The organism is Clostridium sp. CCUG 7971, from assembly GCF_017590215.1.
Lineage (GTDB): Bacteria > Bacillota > Clostridia > Peptostreptococcales > Peptostreptococcaceae > Faecalimicrobium.
Genome location: NZ_JAFFPK010000018.1, coordinates 1 through 18463 on the forward strand (window position 1 = coordinate 1; position 18463 = coordinate 18463).

Sequence of the window (18463 nt, forward strand, 5' to 3'; positions counted from 1 at the left end):
AGCCGTTTAATGGCTCATTTTTTAATTTCAAGTAATTTATAATTAATTAGTAAGTTAGAATTTGATTTAATGTTACAATAATGAAAGTTTATTGTAACATTAAATCAAATCAAGTCAACTTAACTTAAAGTATAATTAGGTTAGAGGTGATGAATATGAAAAATATATTGAAATTGAAAAATGTGGAAAAATACTATGGTAACAAAAATAATTTATTTAAAGTTATAGATAATGTTAGCTTTGATATCGGTGAAGGTGAATTTGTAGGTATAATGGGACCTTCTGGAAGCGGTAAAACTACCCTTTTAAATCTAGTAGCTACAATAGATACCGTAAGTGCAGGTAATATCTATATAGATGATAATGATATTACTAATATTAAACCAAAAAATATATCTAAATTTAGAAGAGAGAAATTAGGATTTATATTTCAAGAATTTAATTTATTAGATACATTAACTATATCTGAAAATATTGCAATGTCTTTAACTATCAATAAGTATCCAAAAAATAAAATAGATGAAAAAGTATCTGAAATATCAAAACAACTTGGTATTTATGATTTATTAAATAAATATCCGTATCAAGTTTCAGGAGGACAAAAACAAAGGACCGCTTGTGCTAGAGCACTTGTAACTAATCCTACACTAATCCTTGCAGATGAACCAACTGGAGCACTTGATTCTAAATCTTCACAAATGCTTATTCAGATAATATCTGATCTAAATAAAGATTTAAATGCAACTATAATGATGGTAACTCACGATTCTTTTACTGCAAGTTATTGCGATAGAATTTTATTTTTAAAAGATGGTGCTATATTTACTGAATTAGTAAAAGGAAATTTAACTCGTAAACAGTTCTTCAATCAAATATTAGATGTAGTTGCTTCGCTTGGAGGGGATGTAGTCAATGTTCGTTAAATTAAGTATTAACAATATTAAACATTCACTAAAAGACTATCTTATTTATTTTACTACTTTAACTATTTGTGTAAGTTTATTCTATGGATTTGCTTCAATATCTAGTACTGATAATACATCTATACTTAATCAAAAATATGACTTTGAAGTATTAATGGATGTAATTAAATATGCAACTTACTTTATTAGCTCTATGCTGACAATACTTATTTTATATGTAAATAACTATATGATAAGAAGGAAAAAACGAGAATTTGCAACATACATAATATTAGGAATAGATCAAAGAAAAGTTTCTTTTATGTTTTTTATTGAGACATTTTGTATAGGAATGGCATCAATACTATGTGGTTTAATACTTGGAAGTCTATTATCTCAAGTACTTACATCAATAATTCTTTTATCAGTAAATCAAGAATTTAGTTTTTCTTTTAAAATTTATTCTGATACTATATTAAAAACTATAGCATTCTTTTCATCCATGTTTGGATTAATAGGAATTATAAATATAAGACACTTATCAAAAATAAAACTAATAGATATGTTTAATGGAGAGAGAAAAACAGAAGTGGATTTTGGGGCAAATAAATTTAAATATATAATTTCCTTTATTATTTCTATAATTGGATATACCTTCTTTGTAATTGGAATAAATAACCTTTTAAAATTGTTTAGTAGTCTTACCGCTACTATTCCTCAGATGTTAATATTAGGATTAAATTCACTAATACCCCTTATAATTGCAACCTATGCTCTTTTTTACTCTTTGAGTTATTTACTTGTTGTATTTAAGGAAAAAAATATAAATGTAAAGTATAATAATACAAATTTATTTTTAATAGGATCCTTAATATCTAAATTAAAGACAGCACCTGCCCTTATGGCAAGTATTTCTCTTACACTTGTTTTTGCAATGATATGCATTGTTTTAGGTCCTGTATTCTCTGAAATAAAAAAAGGAGAGGCTGAGTATAAGGCACCTTACGATATTAAGATAGAAACAAGTAATTTTACTGATGTAAAAAATGCAGATAACTTAATTAATGATGTTGATTATTCAAATATATTAAATTATATAGAAAAAGAAAGTATAACTCTTAAAGATTACATAGTAGCTAAAAAATACTTTATAAAGGAAAGTGATCTTATAAATAGAGAAAATAATACTCTACCTAGTTTAGCAATAAGTCTTAGTGATTATAACAAAATGAGATCTATGTTGGGATATAGTAAAGTTAATTTAGATAATAAAAGTTATATTCTTCAATTTGATAAATCACTGTCTAAAGAAGATATAGATAAATTTATAGAAGAGAATAAAAATTTATCACTAGAAAATAGTACTCTATCTTTTAGTGGTGATTATTATACCGATACTTTAGGTGACCAATATAATAATTATGCTACTAGCTTAATTGTACTTCCTGACAATATATGTACAAACCTTTTAGTAGCAGGAAATGATTTTTATGCTAATACAACAAAAGAACTTGAATCTAATCAAGCTAAAAACTTAGAAGATTATATAAAAGAATGGTTTAAAATTGAATATAAGGATATTTATGCTCAATATGAAAGTGTAGGTAGACCTAGCTCATTTACTAATAATCGTTTAGAAATAAGATCTAAAATATTAGTAGAAGGAGATTCTTTATCTAGTATTTTAGTATTTAGAATGCTTAGTATGTACTTTGGTATAATCCTATTTATGATATCTCTTGTTATACTTGCAATTCAACAACTATCTGAATCTATTGATGGAAAAAATAGATATATAATACTTGATAAAATTGGTGTTGATAAAAATGATATTCATAAATTAATCTTTAAACAAATAGCTATTTATTTTACTATTCCAATGATCTTGGCTTTAATAGGGTCTATCAGTTTCTTTAGCATATATGGTATTGAGGCTAAAAACTATATTCAAGCTTATATAAGTAATAGTGGATTTATTATGAGTATTTCTACATCACTATCTATGATTATATTTATTTATAGCAGTTACTTTATAGCTACATATTATACATTTAAAAGAAATATACAATAAAAATCTGATAGTTTATAATATAAAAATTAATATATATTAATACTTTAGCTAGTAATATATTGGCTTGAAATAGAGGAAATAAAAGAATTATTTATAATTTTTTTATTTCCTCTATTTTAAATTAAAACATGAATTTATATATAAATTATATTTTAATTTATATCAAGAATTATTTTATAATTTTTAATGTAATTTATAATAAAAATTTAATTATAAACTCATACACAAAATAAATTATAATTTATATTTTAAATCAATTTACAAATCAATGTATGAATTATATTTTAAATTAATTCATACATTAAAAGCATTAATAAGAATAATCCTCTAGAATCATTTCTAAACAATTAATGACCATTTAATCAAGAAGTAATTTAAAAGTTCTCTATAAGCAATATATTGATTATTTTCTGCAAATTATTTTAATGTATTTAGTCTAAAAATATCACTACCATTATAATTAATTAAAAGAAAAGGGGGAATTTAAAAATGGCTGCAATAGTAACTAATAATCCAAGTTCTTTAAAGGTCAAATTTGACTGTGGGAAAAATGATGAAGGTAAAACAATAGTTAAGACTAAATCTTACGCAAGTGTAAAGCATAATGCTTTAAATGATGATTTACTTGAAGTCGGTATAGCTATAACTTCACTTCAAGAACACAATGTAATGGGCTATTTCAGAGTTGATAATACTGAATTAAGCGAATAATATTTAAATTTTAAAAAGAAGGGGGTAACTAAATATGGAAACTAAAACTAGGTTAATAATGACTTTTAAAACAGATGGTGAGAAAAATGTATCAGTATCTGTTGATGATCCAAGAACAGATATAACAGAAGAAGATATAAAAGATGCTATGGATCTTTTACTATTGAAAGATGTATTTGCTCCAAATGGAGAAGGATTTATTTCTAAGGTAGATGCTAAAATAGTGACTACTGATACTCAAGAATTTGATTTAGCTTTATAATATAAAAATTTTGTGGGAGGGATAAAACAATGGAAAACTTATATACTCAAATAGCTAATGTTGGGTTTCCTATAGTAATAGCTCTTTATTTATTAATTAGGATAGAGGGAAAACTTGAAACTTTAACTACAAGTATAAATAATTTAAGTGTTAATATAGAGAAACTTGAAAAAAACAAATAAAAAACCTCCCACATTTGAAATTATAATTTCGATATCATAAGCACTAATTTTAATTTATATAAACTAATTATATAAAAAATAAAAGCTATAGTGAAAATGCCCCGACCATTTTTACCATAGCTTTTATTTTTTAATTATTTGCCTTATTGAGCTGTTAGTTAAATTATATTTCCTAGATAAGTATTTTATATCTTTGCCTTGTTCATACAAATAAATTATCTCTTTATTTCTAATACTATTAAATAAAGTTTTTTTAGTAGGAAAATATAAATTAATTCCACCAAACTGTTTGCAAAATTCAATAAAATTATTTACACCCATAAATGCAGCAATATCACGATGCTGCTTAGGTATATCATTTAAAGTTACTCTCATAAAATCACCTCTTAGTATAATTATAAAATCCTAAGAAGTGTAGAACAATCTAATGTATTCGTCATTTTCCAACAAATAAAATAACTTATCTGTATTAAATATATACTTATTAAACTATATATTTTTTTAATATATCAACCTTATCTATTTTTTCCCATGGTAAATCTACATCTAGCCTTCCAAAGTGTCCATACGCAGCTATATTTTTATATATAGGTCTTCTTAATTCTAAATCTCTTATTATAGCTCCTGGTCTTAAATCAAAATTTTCGTTTACTATTTCAACTAATTTTTCATCTGTTATCTTTCCTGTACCAAATGTATCTATAAATATAGATAATGGTCTTTCTACACCTATAGCATAAGCTAGTTCTATTTCACATTTATCTGCAAGTCCTGCAGCTACTATATTCTTGGCTACATATCTTGCAGCATATGCAGCAGATCTATCTACCTTTGTAGGATCTTTTCCTGAAAAAGCACCTCCACCATGTCTTGAGTATCCTCCATAAGTATCTATTATTATCTTTCTTCCTGTAAGTCCTGTATCTCCTTGAGGTCCACCAATAACAAATCTTCCTGTTGGGTTTATATATATCTTAGTTTCACTATCAAGTAAATCTTTAGGTACTACTTGTTTTATAACATTTTCTATTAAGTCTTTTCTTATTGTGTCATTATCTACATTTTCACCATGCTGAGATGATATTAGTATAGTATGTATTCTAATAGCTTTATTACCTTCATACTCAACTGTAACTTGAGTTTTTCCATCCGGTCTTAAATAGTCTAAGATACCTGACTTTCTAACATATGTTAATCGTTTTGCTAATTTATGCGCTAATGATATTGGTAGTGGCATTAGTTCTGGTGTCTCATTACATGCAAAACCAAACATTATACCTTGATCTCCAGCTCCCAAAGATTCTAAATCATTTTCTAAAGTATTTTTAGACTTACTCTCTAACCCCTCATCTACTCCCATAGCAATATCTCTTGATTGCTCATCTATTGATGTTATAACTGAACAAGTATCTGCATCAAATCCAAATTTAGCTCTTGTATATCCAATTTCAGATAATGTATTTCTTACTAACTTAGGTATATCAACATATGCAGATGTGCTTATCTCACCTGCAACTAATACTAATCCTGTTGTAACTGTTGTTTCACATGCTACCCTAGCTAAAGGATCTTTCTCTAAAAGAGCATCTAGTATTGAATCTGATATCTGGTCACATATTTTGTCTGGGTGACCTTCTGTTACTGATTCTGATGTAAATAAATGTTTATACATTTTAATCTCCCCCTAATAAGTTTTATATTTTAAATATATCATTTTAATTTATTAATCTTCAATATGTTAGTATAACCTGTAATTTTAGAGTATAACTTACACAAAACTAAAAATAGCGTAAATCATTATATTTATAATAATTTACGCTATTTTTATATACATATTGATTTAGTATCTTTTTCATTTACCATATTATAATATATACTTTTATTTGATAAAAGCTCATTATGAGAACCATATTCAACAACTCGTCCTTTATCCATAACATATATCCTATCTGCATTTTTTATAGTAGATAATCGATGTGCTATAACTATAACAGTTTTATTATTTAAAAACTTACTTATATTCTGTAATATGTTTCTCTGAGATATGTTGTCTAGAGCTGAAGTTGCTTCATCAAATACTAGAATACTAGAATTACTAATAAGTGCTCTTGCAATAGCAATTCTTTGCTTTTGTCCGCCTGATAATTTTACGCCTTTTTCTCCTACTATAGTATTAAATTTATCTTGTAATTCATTTATAAAATCCAATAGTCCCACACCAATACATACATCTTCTATATAATCTTTATTAATGTTTTTATTTCCTAAGGTTAAGTTATTTAAAATTGTATTATCTAAAAGCAATAAATCTTGGGTAACTATAGAAATGTTTTTTCTTAAATCTTTTAGTTTATAATCTTTTATACTTGTACTACCTATTATTATTTGACCTTCATCTATATCCCACAATCTAAATAGTAAATTTATCAATGTAGACTTACCGCATCCACTTGATCCAACAATTGCCGTTATACTTCCTTCTTTAAGTACCATGCTCATGTTGTTTATAATTTTATCCTTATCATAAGAGAAACTTACTTTGTCAAAGATAATATCTTTAGGCAAATGTCTCTCAAATGGTTTACCTTTATTATCTTGCTTTATAATTACAGGCTCATCTAATATGGTAAATATTCTATTTATAGATACTAAAGATTGTTGTAACTTTGTGTTAGATTTGATAATTCTTATACTTGGTCCAATAAGCATTCCTGTATATTGCTGAAATGCTATAAGCTCTCCAATACTCATATCTCCTTTAATTATTTTTAAACCACCTAATCCATATATTAGAATAGTTATTAGGCTGCTAAGTATACTCGATATTGCTATATTAGTAGACATAACAACTTCTGAATTAATCCATTTACTAGATAACTTCCTCTGTCCTTTAATATACCTAGTAAAAAAATTCAAGCTAGATTTTGATATTACTACATTCATTAAGTTTGAAACGTACTCTTGAACTATATTAGATAACCTACCTGAAAGTTCTCTAAGTTCTCTAGTTCTCGTTGCTATAATTTTAGTAAATTTTGATTGAGTTATTGCTATTATTATCTGCAATACTATTACAATAGCTAGTAAGTCAAGTTGCATGTTAATTAGTAAAAATAAAGATGTAAATGCCGTTATAGCATCTATTACTAAAGAAAATATTATTTCTGCACCAAAACTTTCTACTATATATACATCACTTTCTAATATACTTAGTAAATTTCCTGTTTTTATATTGCTATAATAGTTTCCTGATAATTTTGATATATGTCTTAATAATTTCAATTTTAGCTGAATAGATAATCTTCTCCTCAATTTAGAGTATATATACTCTAATACTGCCCTAAGTAATACTGATATAATTAGAACTACTGAGTATAAAAAAATTAACTCCAATAGAAAATCTACTTCTTTATTGACTATAGCATTATCTAGAATCAATCTAACTATTTGAGGCATGCTTAAATTCAATATAGAACTTACCATAAGAATTGAAAATGCAATAATTAAAATAAATTTATTCTTTTTAAATACTATCATTAAAAATCTTTTTAAATTTTTTGAATTGCTCAAATTTATCTCTCCAATACAATAAAATAATATGAAATAAATAAATTTATCTCATATTATCTTTAAATAATTTATATGTAGATATAAAGTAACATAAATATAAAACTACAATTATTGAAAATGCATTTAATATATTTAATATAAACTCTCCATAACTAGAAAAAGTTGTTATTTGAGTAGAATTATAAGATATAAATTGTGCCCAGAATATAACTGTTGATATTAATGAAATTGCTAATGGTATATTAAAATACATTCCCACTTCGTACATTATACATTTATTTAAATCATTTTCATCTGATCCAAGTTTTCTAAGCATTATATATCTGTTTTTTTGATTATTAATATTAGATAAAATATGAAGTGATATTATAGTTAGTGAAGATATAAATAATACTATAGATATATATATAGATATAAGTTTAAAAAGTAATATTCCTGAAACTGAGTTATTTAATTTTTCTGATTTAGTTGATACAAGTACATACGATACTATATTTTCATCCATAATTCCAGGCTGTGTCTTTTCTGAAATTATAATGTCTTGATAATAAGGACTTACCTCTTCATTTAACTTTTCGTATCCCTTATATGAAATTACATCTTTAGTATTTGCATATATACTTAAGCCTGATAAATATAATCCCTCAAGTTCATTATCTGGTAATATTATTACTTTATCACTATAATATGAATAAACCCCTTCTCCAACTGAGTCTGTATAGAAGTTATTTTTATCTGATGTATAAACATTATCTTTCATAATTATTTTATCATCGTTATAATCGTCTTTATATTCACCATCCATATAAACTTGTACTGCAAACTTATTATTATCTAGATTTATTTCACTATGTCCTGCCATTTTTCTCATACTATTGTAATCACTTAATCCAATAGCATAAAAATTATCTTCTTCAAAATTCTCTATATTACTTTCATTTAAAAGGTACTCCTCTACTTGTACTGAATCAGTTACTGAATATTTTTTATTAATATTATCAATTATATTTTTATAAGTATTATTAATATAGTCCATATCAACTGATGGTCTTATACCTTCAACACTTACATCAAAGTCATATACGTCTCTATATTTAAGATATCCTTTTGCCCAACTTTCCATAGAAAATCCAGCAGATAGTGCCATAAGAGATAAAGTAAGAGTCAAAGTTACACTTCCCATTAAAATGCTATACTTATTTATTGATGAAAGTATGCTATTAAAAATGATAAGGTTTAGACCTTTATATCTTATCTTAACTTTATTTGTTTTTATATATTCTACAAAGTCGCATATAAATTTAAATATATTGTAAATACCTAATATGAACATTAAACCTAAAAAAAGACCTATTAAATTCCTTACTTCTATTGATACATTTATAGATGTAGATTCCCTAAATGTTAAATATGTTTTAACTGATAGTAATGGTATAAAAAAGTAAATAAAGATATTAATATATTATTTTTTTATACTTCTTATTTAAGTTAAATTCGACTTCATTTTTAGTAAATAATTTTATTAAGTTTATTTTTGATATTTTTATATAATTGAATATTCCAACTAGTACAAATAAAACTGTAAAAAATATAAGTGTATCTATAATTGTATCTTTGTAAAGCATAAATTTAAAAGTCATGCTCTGACCTACTGAATCCATAATAATTTTTGTTATGAAGTTTGCAAATACAGACCCTAAAATTATACCTATAAATATAGATATAATCCCAATAACTAAGCTTTCAATGAAAAATATTGCTCCCACTTTATGCTGTTCCATTCCCATTAATACATAAGTTCCAAGCTCCCTTTTTCTTTGATTTATTATAAACTTAGTAACATAGTATATAAGTATTGATAAAATAATAGATATCCCTATACTAAACATCGTCAAATACTTATATAAATTAATTAAATCAAACATTGAGTTTTGAAGTGGTGTATAAAATTTACTTGATAGTGAATTAAATGAATAAAAAAGAGTGACACATGTAACTAAGGTTAATATATATATAAGATAAGTTTTTATAGACCTTTTTAAGCTTAAAAATAAGAACTTTAAATACATATTAAACACTCCTCTTACTATTTATTTCACTTAATATTTTATTAAAAAATTCATCTCTATTTAAGTTTCCTCTTACCCATGTATTTTGTATTAATCCATTTTCTAAAAATAGGACTTTATTACAGTAACTAGCCGTAAATACATCATGAGTTACAAGTAGTATAGTTGCATCCATGTTTTCATTTATCTCATTAAAACATAACATAAGTTCATTGGCAGATTTTGAATCAAGTGCTCCTGTTGGTTCATCTGCTAATATTAACTTTGGTGATTTAATCAAAGCTCTAGCACAAGCTACTCTTTGTTTTTCTCCACCAGATAGTTGATATGGTAGTTTTTCTGATAACTCATTAATATTTAGCCTAAGCATTACTTTATATATTTTTTCCTGTATTTCACTTACTGGATGTTTTTTCATAGTTAATGCCAATGCTATATTCTCATTAACTGTTAAAGTATCTATTAGGTTATATTCTTGAAAAATAAACCCTAGATAATCTCGCCTAAATCGAGCCAATTCTTTTGAGCTTATTTTACATATATCACTTCCTGAAAATAAAATACTTCCGCTATCTGCCTTATCAAGACCAGATATTAAATTTAATAAAGTACTTTTTCCTGATCCAGATGGTCCCATTAACGCTATAAAATCATTTTTATTTATTTCAAAATTAATATTTTTTAGTATCTCTAAAGTTTTATACTTACTTTTGTATGATTTATTTATATTATCTACTTTTATCAACATATTAGTTACCTACTTTTTCTTTTCCAAAAAGGTTTAACTTTTCATCTTCTGTAAGTCTTACATATAGTTTTATTAAACTCTCATTTATAAATTTAGTTATTTCACATATATCAAACTTATCTTCAGATGTATCATTCATATATCCTATAGTTTCATTTGGGCATCCTCCTACACAAAGATTTTTAGCCCAACAATTTTTACATTCATCTTTATTTTCCACATTAATAGAATCTATAAACTTTTCTCTTCCTTCAAATCCTATATATATACTACCTATTTTAAATTCCTCAGATGAAACAAACCTATGACATGGATATAAATCCCCATTTATATCCACTGCACAAGAGCTATTTCCAACTCCACAAGATATATTTCTATCGCAACCTTTATGTACTTTATTTAATGAACTTTTAATAATTGACATTTTCTTAACTTTATCATAGTCTCCTGATTTGATAAGTTTTTCAAAATAATCTATTAGGTTTATATATGCATTTTTAACTTCTTCAAAATTATTTTTAGTTAAAGAGTTATATGCAGGAACAAATGGAATAGCTCTGAAATTTAAACTATACAAATGTTCAAAAATACCTACCATATCTAAATTATTGTTTGTTACTGTAGCTCTTGATGATATTAACCCTTTTTCTCTCATATTTTTTGTTTTTTCCATTATTCTATCATAGGACTTAACTTTATTTGCAAAGTATCGATTAGAATCATGTGTCTTTTGATCTCCATCAATACTCAATTGAACAGTAACTTTATTTTTAAGTAAATAGTCTTCTATTTCTTTATTTAATAAAGTACCATTTGTAGTTGTAGTAATCGAAAATTCTTTATTTACTAGTGGCTCTATAGATTTACAGTATTCAACTATATTTTTAAATAAATCAAAATGTAAGAAAGGCTCTCCACCAAATAAACATACCGATAGTTTATCACTTGTTGAATTTTCAACTAAAAAGTCAATAGACTTCTTAGCTGTAGAAAGTTCCATATATCCTTTATTGTTGTACTCACCATCACCTGCAAAGCAATAAGAACACCTCATATTACAATCTTGGCAAATCATTAATGTTATCCCTTGCATATGTAATGGCTCACTTTTATCATCATTTTCTATAATATCATCATCTTCAGACTTTAATAATTTTAAATCTTTCATACTTTTTAGTATTTTATCAATATCATCTTTATTTAGTGTGTCTTTTAAATTATTGTAAATTTCTTCTAATTCTTTTCCTTCTTCATTTAAAACCCTTAATAAACTATCATCTATTTCATATATACCTCCAATATTAGTTGTATATATAAACTTTTTATTATCTACTTCAAATATTTTATAAGGCTCAAAATTTACTTTACCTTCAGTTATAGTTAATATCTGCTCCATATTATATCCCCTTTTCATCATAAAATAGTGTTATATAGTATAAAACCAATATAATTAAAACTAATTATATTGGTTTTATATTTTAAATATTAGTCATTAAAGTCTAACTTTCCACCATCACATATCCAGCACTTATCATTATCTCTTGAGTTACATAATACGCATATAGCTCTTTCTGCATCTTCTTGACCTACATAAACTTCATTTAATTGTTTTATCATTTGGTATCTCCCCTTTTATAATTTTTTAGTTTTAGTTTGGATTAGGCCTAATTATATCCATTTTATTTTAAGACTCAAAGAGTCATAAAAACTTCTCTAAATTCCTCATAATATTTTATGTATAAATTTCTTAATATGTATTTTCTTTGGTATATTAAATATATATCATCTAATAGTTAGTACTTGCAAGTGAATAGTATAAACGGTAAATATGCAGTATAAATGGTCTAATTAGATATGAATTTATCCTATTATAAGTTACTATTATTTTCATTTTACTTGGCTTTAATATAAACATTTCTATAAAATTATATATAAAGTAAAAAATATAATAGCTATGACAACTATCTTATATCACCTACAGAATCACCAGGTGATATAAAAGTAATTGAATTCTTTAAGAATTTAAAAGAATTAGTCCTTTAGGAACTGCTCATATTAATTTTTTAGGTAGATATATACTTGAAGATTCAAAAATTACAACTAAAGATGGTTTAAGAAAACTAGAAATAAAGGCTCCAGAATGTTAAGCTCTAGAGCCTTTGAATTTACTGGTGTTGAACAAACTTTGGTGCCATTTTGCAGAAAAAACATAGGTTGACGTATATAACTTCAGAAAATATTAGAAGGAGGATATTCTGTTAAATGCCTAAGATGTAATACAGAATTAAAGTTTTAAAAAAAATATAGATTTGATTAACAGGAAACTAACAGAGGATTGTTAAAAGTAGTTTTTGATGTAGAAGAACATTTAATGTTTAAAATTTATGTTTGTCCTAAATGCAATCATAGTGAGTTTTTATATTCAGGAAGTTCAACTTGGCTTGATATGTAAAATTACAAAATAAAGTTTTAAAGTCGATTTTAAGGCTTATAATTAAAAAAATAAAGTTAATATTTGGGATGTAGATAGATATTAAAAAAGAGTCAGACTTAAAAAAATAAAGTTTGGCTCTTTTAGTTTCTAAATATATTGAAAATGCTAGACTTATTTGAACTATTCCCTAAGCGTAAATTTAGGGGATAGTTGATAATTTTAATATATTAAATAATAGAACAAAAAAGTATTTTACATTAGAATTAATATAAACTTCTTACCACCCAAAATATTCTCCCCAATAGAATGGTCCATATTTTGATAGAACCCAATTTTCTAACGGCGTTTGTGTTGGCTCTTCAAATGGAGGATTGGTAATAGTATAGAAAGTTTGATTTCTTTTAAGATCCATCGGAGTTTTATTTGGATCTGGTGATAATTTAAGAGTTACAGCGCTTTTAGGATAACCGCTTCTTAAAACAGCAAATCTTAAAGCACCAATAGGTGTTGCAAAAAAGTATACAATTATACCAACAATTATAACTACAGGTATAATATATTTAAGTTTCTTTTTCAAAGCTTTTTCCTTTCTTATCTTTTACTACAATTATGTAGATATATTTATAGTTTTTGATATTCTTCTTTTATTGTTAAATATGTAAAAAATAGTACATTAATTTTATTTGATACAGAGAACTCTATAAGATATAAATTCTCCATTAGGGTAATAGATTCCACTAACATTTACATCTCTTCTATTTTTTGAGTGAGCGCTTACTCTCACATAAGGGTAACTAGATGTCTTACTTGTCACAATAACAGAATGTCTCCAAATACCAGACTTATTTTTATATTGAATTATATCTCCAAGTCTTGCGTACTTGTAATTATCTTTTTCAGTAGCATACCCTTTCTTTATTAGCCAATTTCTCAATTCTATAACGCGTATCCAAGCATTAGAATAATGATACCATGTTTTGTCAGTTGGCATACCTCCTCTAAATAGTGTCCAAGATGCAAAATTCGTGCAATCAGCATCAAATTTATTATCTCGTTCGCCATCAGGATTTGCATATTTCTTAGCCCATGCAGCACCTTTTTCTCCATCATAACCAGAATTACGATAAACACTTCTAGCAACTCTATTACTACTAAAATTTTGTGAATATGAATTACTTTTTTCAGATATTAAAATTTTATTCATATCATTAGTTTTATTTTCTAAGTTTTTAATTCTTTCCTTCATATAATTTTTATAATTATCATCTGAACTAATAGATTTATCTAATTTATTTAAATCATTATCTGCATCAAAAATATCTTTTTCAACTAGCATTTTACCATTATAGTTTTTAAGATGAACTATATGGTTTTCTTCTGAATAACTTGCATCTTCAGAATCTACATAATTGAAATTTGCTTTAGTAACAACATTTACTTTTATAGAATCATTATCTTTAGAAACAACATCCATATCTAATTCTAAATTGTAATTACTAATTTGTTCACCTAGCTGTTCTCCATAAGTAGATAAAAATTGCGAATTTAAATTATCTTCTTGTTGTAATAAGCTATTTGGTAAAATATATTGATTTTCTGTATTTTTTAAAGTTTTTCTAACATTAAATGAATTAGAAAAATAATTTAGTAATACATCTTTTAAATCATTATTTTCTAATGGTTGAGCATTTACGCTCGTTAGTGTAAGTAAAAATACTGTTAGCACAGCAAAAGTACTTTTTAAAATTTTTTTATCATTTCGAACCCCCCACATAAAAAGTTAAATATATTTTTCAATCGAGAACTAATATAGCATATGAATCTTTAAATATGTAAAAAGTGGACTGAAATGTATTATTTTGGGATTAAAGCATAAAAAATCAAATAATTTACTGAAAATACAGTTAAAATGTAAAAATGAAAATTAATAAAACCTAGAATTTTTTATTTAAAGATATCTATTAAAAAAGCCATTAAAATCCAAATAAATGAATTTTAATGGCTTTAACTTTATTCGAAATACATAACTAGTCCCTAAAGTGAAATTTACAGACTTGTTGATTCAATATAGAAAACTGTACATGAAATGATGTATTTTATTTTTAGTATAGTTTGGACAATCTAATTTAACTAAATATTCATAAAGTAAAAAGTAACAAAAACACTCTAAATACAATGTAAGTATTCAGTTGATGTTACAATACCATAAAGGGGGGAAGATTAATGGAGAATATAATTATTACTTGTATCGTTTTTATAGTATCGCTTGTTATGTTTATAATCAGTTTTCGTTCGTTTAAAGAAAAGGGGTTTTTATTTAATAACGCATATCTATATGCTTCGAAAGAAGAAAGATCAAACATGGATAAAAAACCACATTATAGGCAATCTGGTATAGTATTTTTATTACTGGGGGTAGTATTTTTAGCTAATGTGTTAGAGACAATTTTTAAAATAAAGTGGTTCTTTTACATTAAGATGGCATGTGTGTTCATTGCAATTACTTATGCAACTGTATCATCTGTAATGATATCTATGAAGAAAAAACAGTGAAATTTCAATTTGTAGGCAAGTATTTGTGAATAATATTAATATATTAAGAATTAAAACGATAGGAGCAAGTGCTCCTATTTTTACTATGTAAAAATAAATCACACTCTAAATTTACAAATATAAAATATAATAATCATGTAATCTTAAAGTAATATTTATATTTTATTTACAAGTTATAAATAAAAACTATTCCCTAAAAACACATTTAAAGATATCTAGTAAAAAAGCCCTTAAAATACAAATAAATAGATTTTAAGGGCTTTAATTTTATTCTAAATATGTACTAGCTCCTAAGCTGAAATTTAGAAACTAATTTAAATAACATATATTTTTATAATAGAAAAATATATGTTAAAATGTTGAAATTGAGCCAATGATACAAATCGTATCATGCTATATTAGATAATGATAATATACTTGGCTAGTAATTGAAAATAGTTTTTATCATACTGAATTTGAAAGGAGAAATTAATGAAGATAGGATTAAAATTAAAACAAGCTAGATTAAAAAAAGAATTAACACAAGAGAATGTAGCAAATATATTAAATGTTTCTAGGTCAACGATATCTAGTTGGGAGGTTGGTAGGAGCTATCCTGATTTAGAAAGTATAGTTTCACTTAGTGATTTATATAATATTTCTCTTGATAAATTACTAAGAGAGGATTCTGATATGATAAAAAAACTTTCACTTGATTCTAAAATAATAAATAAAATTGGTAAATTGCTTAATTATTTACCTATAATAATTTTTATTATTTTTTTATGTTCAATCCTATATATAAATATAGCTGAGAATACTTACAATAAATTAAGTGAGCAAATGAATAATGAAATTAAGGCTCTATCACTAAAGTATGATATGACTGAAGTAAATAGATATAAAAAAGAATTAGATAGTATACTTAATAAAAATGAATTTAAGACAATTAAATCAATAGAAATCTATGTAGCTGATATGGAAAAAGGTAATAAAAATTTAGAGACTGATAAATATAATTTTAGATTGTTATATGAAACAGTAGATCCTAAGAGTGCAAAGGGTAGAAACTTATTAAAAAATTCTATTGGAATACTTTCAAAAGATATTTTAGATAAGGATGGAAATATAGTACACCATCAATCTTATATGAGAAATTATCATATATTTGAAATGGAATTTGTAGCTTTAGTTTTTGGAATTTTAGGATTTATATCTTTGTTGGTCAGTATAATTATTAAGTTTAAGAATACTAAGAGATAAATTAGATTCTGATAATTAAATTTATAAAATATAGAAATTAGTTTTATAAAACTTGTTAAAAGAGCAGTAGTAAAAAGCCATTAAAATCCAATCAATTGGATTTTAATGGCTTTAATTTTATTCGAAATACATAACTAGTCTCTAAAGTGAAATTTTGAGGCTAGTTTACATTTTAGTTCAAAATTTAGAGATTTCAGTCCATTTTAAAATTAAAAGTTATGATGTATGTTATTTTAATTTTAAATAAGAAATAAGTGAGGGAATGTAAATGTCAATTTTAACTATATTAACAGCAGTTTGGTTTTTTAATCGAAGTATAAAACTAAAGAGAACTAAAGATATAGAAAAATATGTATGGGGCTATCCAAAAAAAATCAAAGATAGAGATGGATATATAAAGTTATATTCTAAATTATATTTTTCAAGTGGATTATTTTTAATTGTATTTGGAATCTTTGATATATTGAATAACTATTATTTTAAATTGCCGATGAATATATTAATAATATTATTTTGCATAGTTTTCGCATTAATACTTATAGAATCAGTTGTAATTGAGAAAAAGAGTAAAAAATTCAATTATTGAAAAATAAAAATACTAATCTTTAAAAACTTGTTTAAAGGCATCTAGTAAAAAAGCCCTTAGAATATATTTATTTGAATTCTAAGGGCTTTAACTTTACATCAAATAGATAACAAGTCTCTAAAGTAAAATTTTAAGACTTGTTATCTATGTTATATAATTAGAAAGAAGTAAGAAGGGGGTAAATATGACTAGTTTAATTATAGGAATGTTTTTTGTTACAGCAGGAATAATCTGTCTGCGTTTGGCGTTTAAATTTAAACAAAATAAGGTTGTTAAAAATGAAAGAATTAAAGACAAAGAAGGATATTTAAAGTTTAATTTTAAAATAAATATTATGATGGGAATCGTATTTATTATTAACGGTATATTTATGATATTGTCTCAAAAATTTGTATATATAAATGGTATATCGGCATATGTAAACTTAATTACCATAATGTGTATATTTATATATTATTACAAACTTATTGGGCAGACTTCTAAATTTCAATAGTAAGATATTAAGTATACTCTAAAAACTTATTTAAAGGTATCTAGTAAAAAAGCCCTTAGGATCTAAATAAATGGATTCTAAGGGCATTAACTTTATTCGGAATATGTAACTAGTCCTTAAAGTAAAATTTTAAGACTTGTTAGTTGCTTTTGATTTTTAAATTTTATAATTATTAATTGTTGGAATTTACTTTAGAGGTTATAACTTATACTGTTTTAGTTAAAATTTAGAGTTACATTTGCTCATTATTAAAGAAAGTAGCGATGTGATCGCAGGTAAAATTATAATATAGGTAAAAATATTCCCTATAGTTAAGGATGATATCATTGAGTATTCTCCATATTGTATAAAATATTTGAAGATAATACCTAAAATATTTAAAAAACACATTTTAAAAAATATTTTTATAAAATGTTCATCGGAAGAGTATTTAAAAAGTTTTGATATAAAAGAAATATATACCACTAAACCTACAATACCAAATAATTTTGTAAGATATGGTGAAATTGGGAATAAAAAAGTGGCTATAACAATAACAAACAAATAATTAAATAGTTTTAAAAAATTGATTTTCATTAATGTACTCCTTATCAAATAATAATTTTGAATATTTACATATATTTTATTTTATATAATTATA

General features: G+C 24.7%; 19 protein-coding genes. 9 read left to right on the forward strand and 10 right to left on the reverse strand.

Features of this window, described 5'->3' with window-relative positions; translation table 11 throughout:
- Positions 1-155: 155 nt before the first annotated feature.
- The 5 genes from JWF52_RS02930 (at position 156) to JWF52_RS02950 (ending at position 4128) form a co-directional block, all read left to right on the forward strand.
- Entirely contained in the window at positions 156-923 is a 768-nt protein-coding gene (locus tag JWF52_RS02930; RefSeq protein WP_208331852.1) for an ABC transporter ATP-binding protein, read from the forward strand.
- Complete coding sequence (locus JWF52_RS02935) at positions 913-2973, forward strand: FtsX-like permease family protein (RefSeq protein ID WP_208331853.1); 2061 nt, start codon at positions 913-915, stop codon at positions 2971-2973. Before JWF52_RS02930 ends, JWF52_RS02935 begins: the two co-directional genes overlap by 11 nt.
- Positions 2974-3462: 489 nt before the next feature.
- Entirely contained in the window at positions 3463-3684 is a 222-nt protein-coding gene (locus JWF52_RS02940) for a DUF1659 domain-containing protein (protein WP_208331854.1), read from the forward strand.
- A 34-nt stretch (positions 3685-3718) separates the two neighbouring features.
- Positions 3719-3946: a DUF2922 domain-containing protein gene (locus JWF52_RS02945; protein ID WP_208331855.1), complete on the forward strand. Its 228-nt coding sequence runs from the start codon at positions 3719-3721 to the stop codon at positions 3944-3946.
- Positions 3947-3975: 29 nt separating this feature from the next.
- Positions 3976-4128 (forward strand): YvrJ family protein, encoded by a 153-nt coding sequence (locus JWF52_RS02950; RefSeq protein WP_208331856.1) that lies wholly within the window; start codon positions 3976-3978, stop codon positions 4126-4128.
- Positions 4129-4251: 123 nt separating this feature from the next.
- Here JWF52_RS02950 and JWF52_RS02955 read toward each other — a convergent pair whose 3' ends face one another.
- The 10 genes from JWF52_RS02955 to JWF52_RS19605 form a co-directional block, all read right to left on the reverse strand.
- A complete protein-coding gene (locus tag JWF52_RS02955) occupies positions 4252-4503 on the reverse strand; it encodes a Mor transcription activator family protein (protein WP_208331857.1) in 252 nt (83 codons plus the stop codon).
- 109 nt (positions 4504-4612) lie between these two features.
- On the reverse strand, positions 4613-5800 hold the full coding sequence (metK, locus tag JWF52_RS02960) for a methionine adenosyltransferase (protein ID WP_208331858.1): 1188 nt from the start codon (positions 5798-5800) through the stop codon (positions 4613-4615).
- A 152-nt stretch (positions 5801-5952) separates the two neighbouring features.
- Complete coding sequence (locus JWF52_RS02965; RefSeq protein ID WP_286183978.1) at positions 5953-7698, reverse strand: ABC transporter ATP-binding protein; 1746 nt, start codon at positions 7696-7698, stop codon at positions 5953-5955.
- Between the two features lie 43 nt (positions 7699-7741).
- Entirely contained in the window at positions 7742-9031 is a 1290-nt protein-coding gene (locus JWF52_RS02970) for an FtsX-like permease family protein (protein WP_208331859.1), read from the reverse strand.
- A gap of 121 nt (positions 9032-9152) precedes the next feature.
- Positions 9153-9767, reverse strand: a complete 615-nt coding sequence (locus JWF52_RS02975; RefSeq protein ID WP_208331860.1) for an FtsX-like permease family protein — start codon at positions 9765-9767, stop codon at positions 9153-9155.
- A gap of 1 nt (position 9768) precedes the next feature.
- Complete coding sequence (locus JWF52_RS02980; protein ID WP_208331861.1) at positions 9769-10515, reverse strand: ABC transporter ATP-binding protein; 747 nt, start codon at positions 10513-10515, stop codon at positions 9769-9771.
- A 1-nt stretch (position 10516) separates the two neighbouring features.
- The gene (gene papB, locus JWF52_RS02985; protein ID WP_208331862.1) at positions 10517-11911 is read right to left on the reverse strand and encodes a PapB family radical SAM/SPASM ranthipeptide maturase; all 1395 of its coding nucleotides are present in this window, start codon (positions 11909-11911) and stop codon (positions 10517-10519) included.
- An 89-nt stretch (positions 11912-12000) separates the two neighbouring features.
- Entirely contained in the window at positions 12001-12132 is a 132-nt protein-coding gene (locus tag JWF52_RS19180) for a hypothetical protein (protein WP_286183979.1), read from the reverse strand.
- Positions 12133-13226: 1094 nt separating this feature from the next.
- Positions 13227-13526 (reverse strand): YjcN family protein, encoded by a 300-nt coding sequence (locus JWF52_RS02995; RefSeq protein ID WP_208331863.1) that lies wholly within the window; start codon positions 13524-13526, stop codon positions 13227-13229.
- Between the two features lie 102 nt (positions 13527-13628).
- Entirely contained in the window at positions 13629-14675 is a 1047-nt protein-coding gene (locus tag JWF52_RS19605) for an amidase domain-containing protein (protein ID WP_208331864.1), read from the reverse strand.
- Between the two features lie 497 nt (positions 14676-15172).
- Between JWF52_RS19605 and JWF52_RS03005 the strand changes: the two genes are divergently transcribed.
- The 4 genes from JWF52_RS03005 to JWF52_RS03020 all read left to right on the forward strand — a co-directional run bounded on the left by JWF52_RS03005 (position 15173) and on the right by JWF52_RS03020 (position 17823).
- Complete coding sequence (locus tag JWF52_RS03005; RefSeq protein WP_208331865.1) at positions 15173-15502, forward strand: DUF3784 domain-containing protein; 330 nt, start codon at positions 15173-15175, stop codon at positions 15500-15502.
- Between the two features lie 471 nt (positions 15503-15973).
- Positions 15974-16744: a helix-turn-helix domain-containing protein gene (locus JWF52_RS03010; RefSeq protein WP_208331866.1), complete on the forward strand. Its 771-nt coding sequence runs from the start codon at positions 15974-15976 to the stop codon at positions 16742-16744.
- Positions 16745-17012: 268 nt separating this feature from the next.
- Positions 17013-17330: a hypothetical protein gene (locus tag JWF52_RS03015; RefSeq protein ID WP_208331867.1), complete on the forward strand. Its 318-nt coding sequence runs from the start codon at positions 17013-17015 to the stop codon at positions 17328-17330.
- Between the two features lie 184 nt (positions 17331-17514).
- Positions 17515-17823, forward strand: a complete 309-nt coding sequence (locus tag JWF52_RS03020) for a hypothetical protein (protein WP_208331868.1) — start codon at positions 17515-17517, stop codon at positions 17821-17823.
- The last annotated feature ends 640 nt before the right edge of the window (positions 17824-18463 follow it).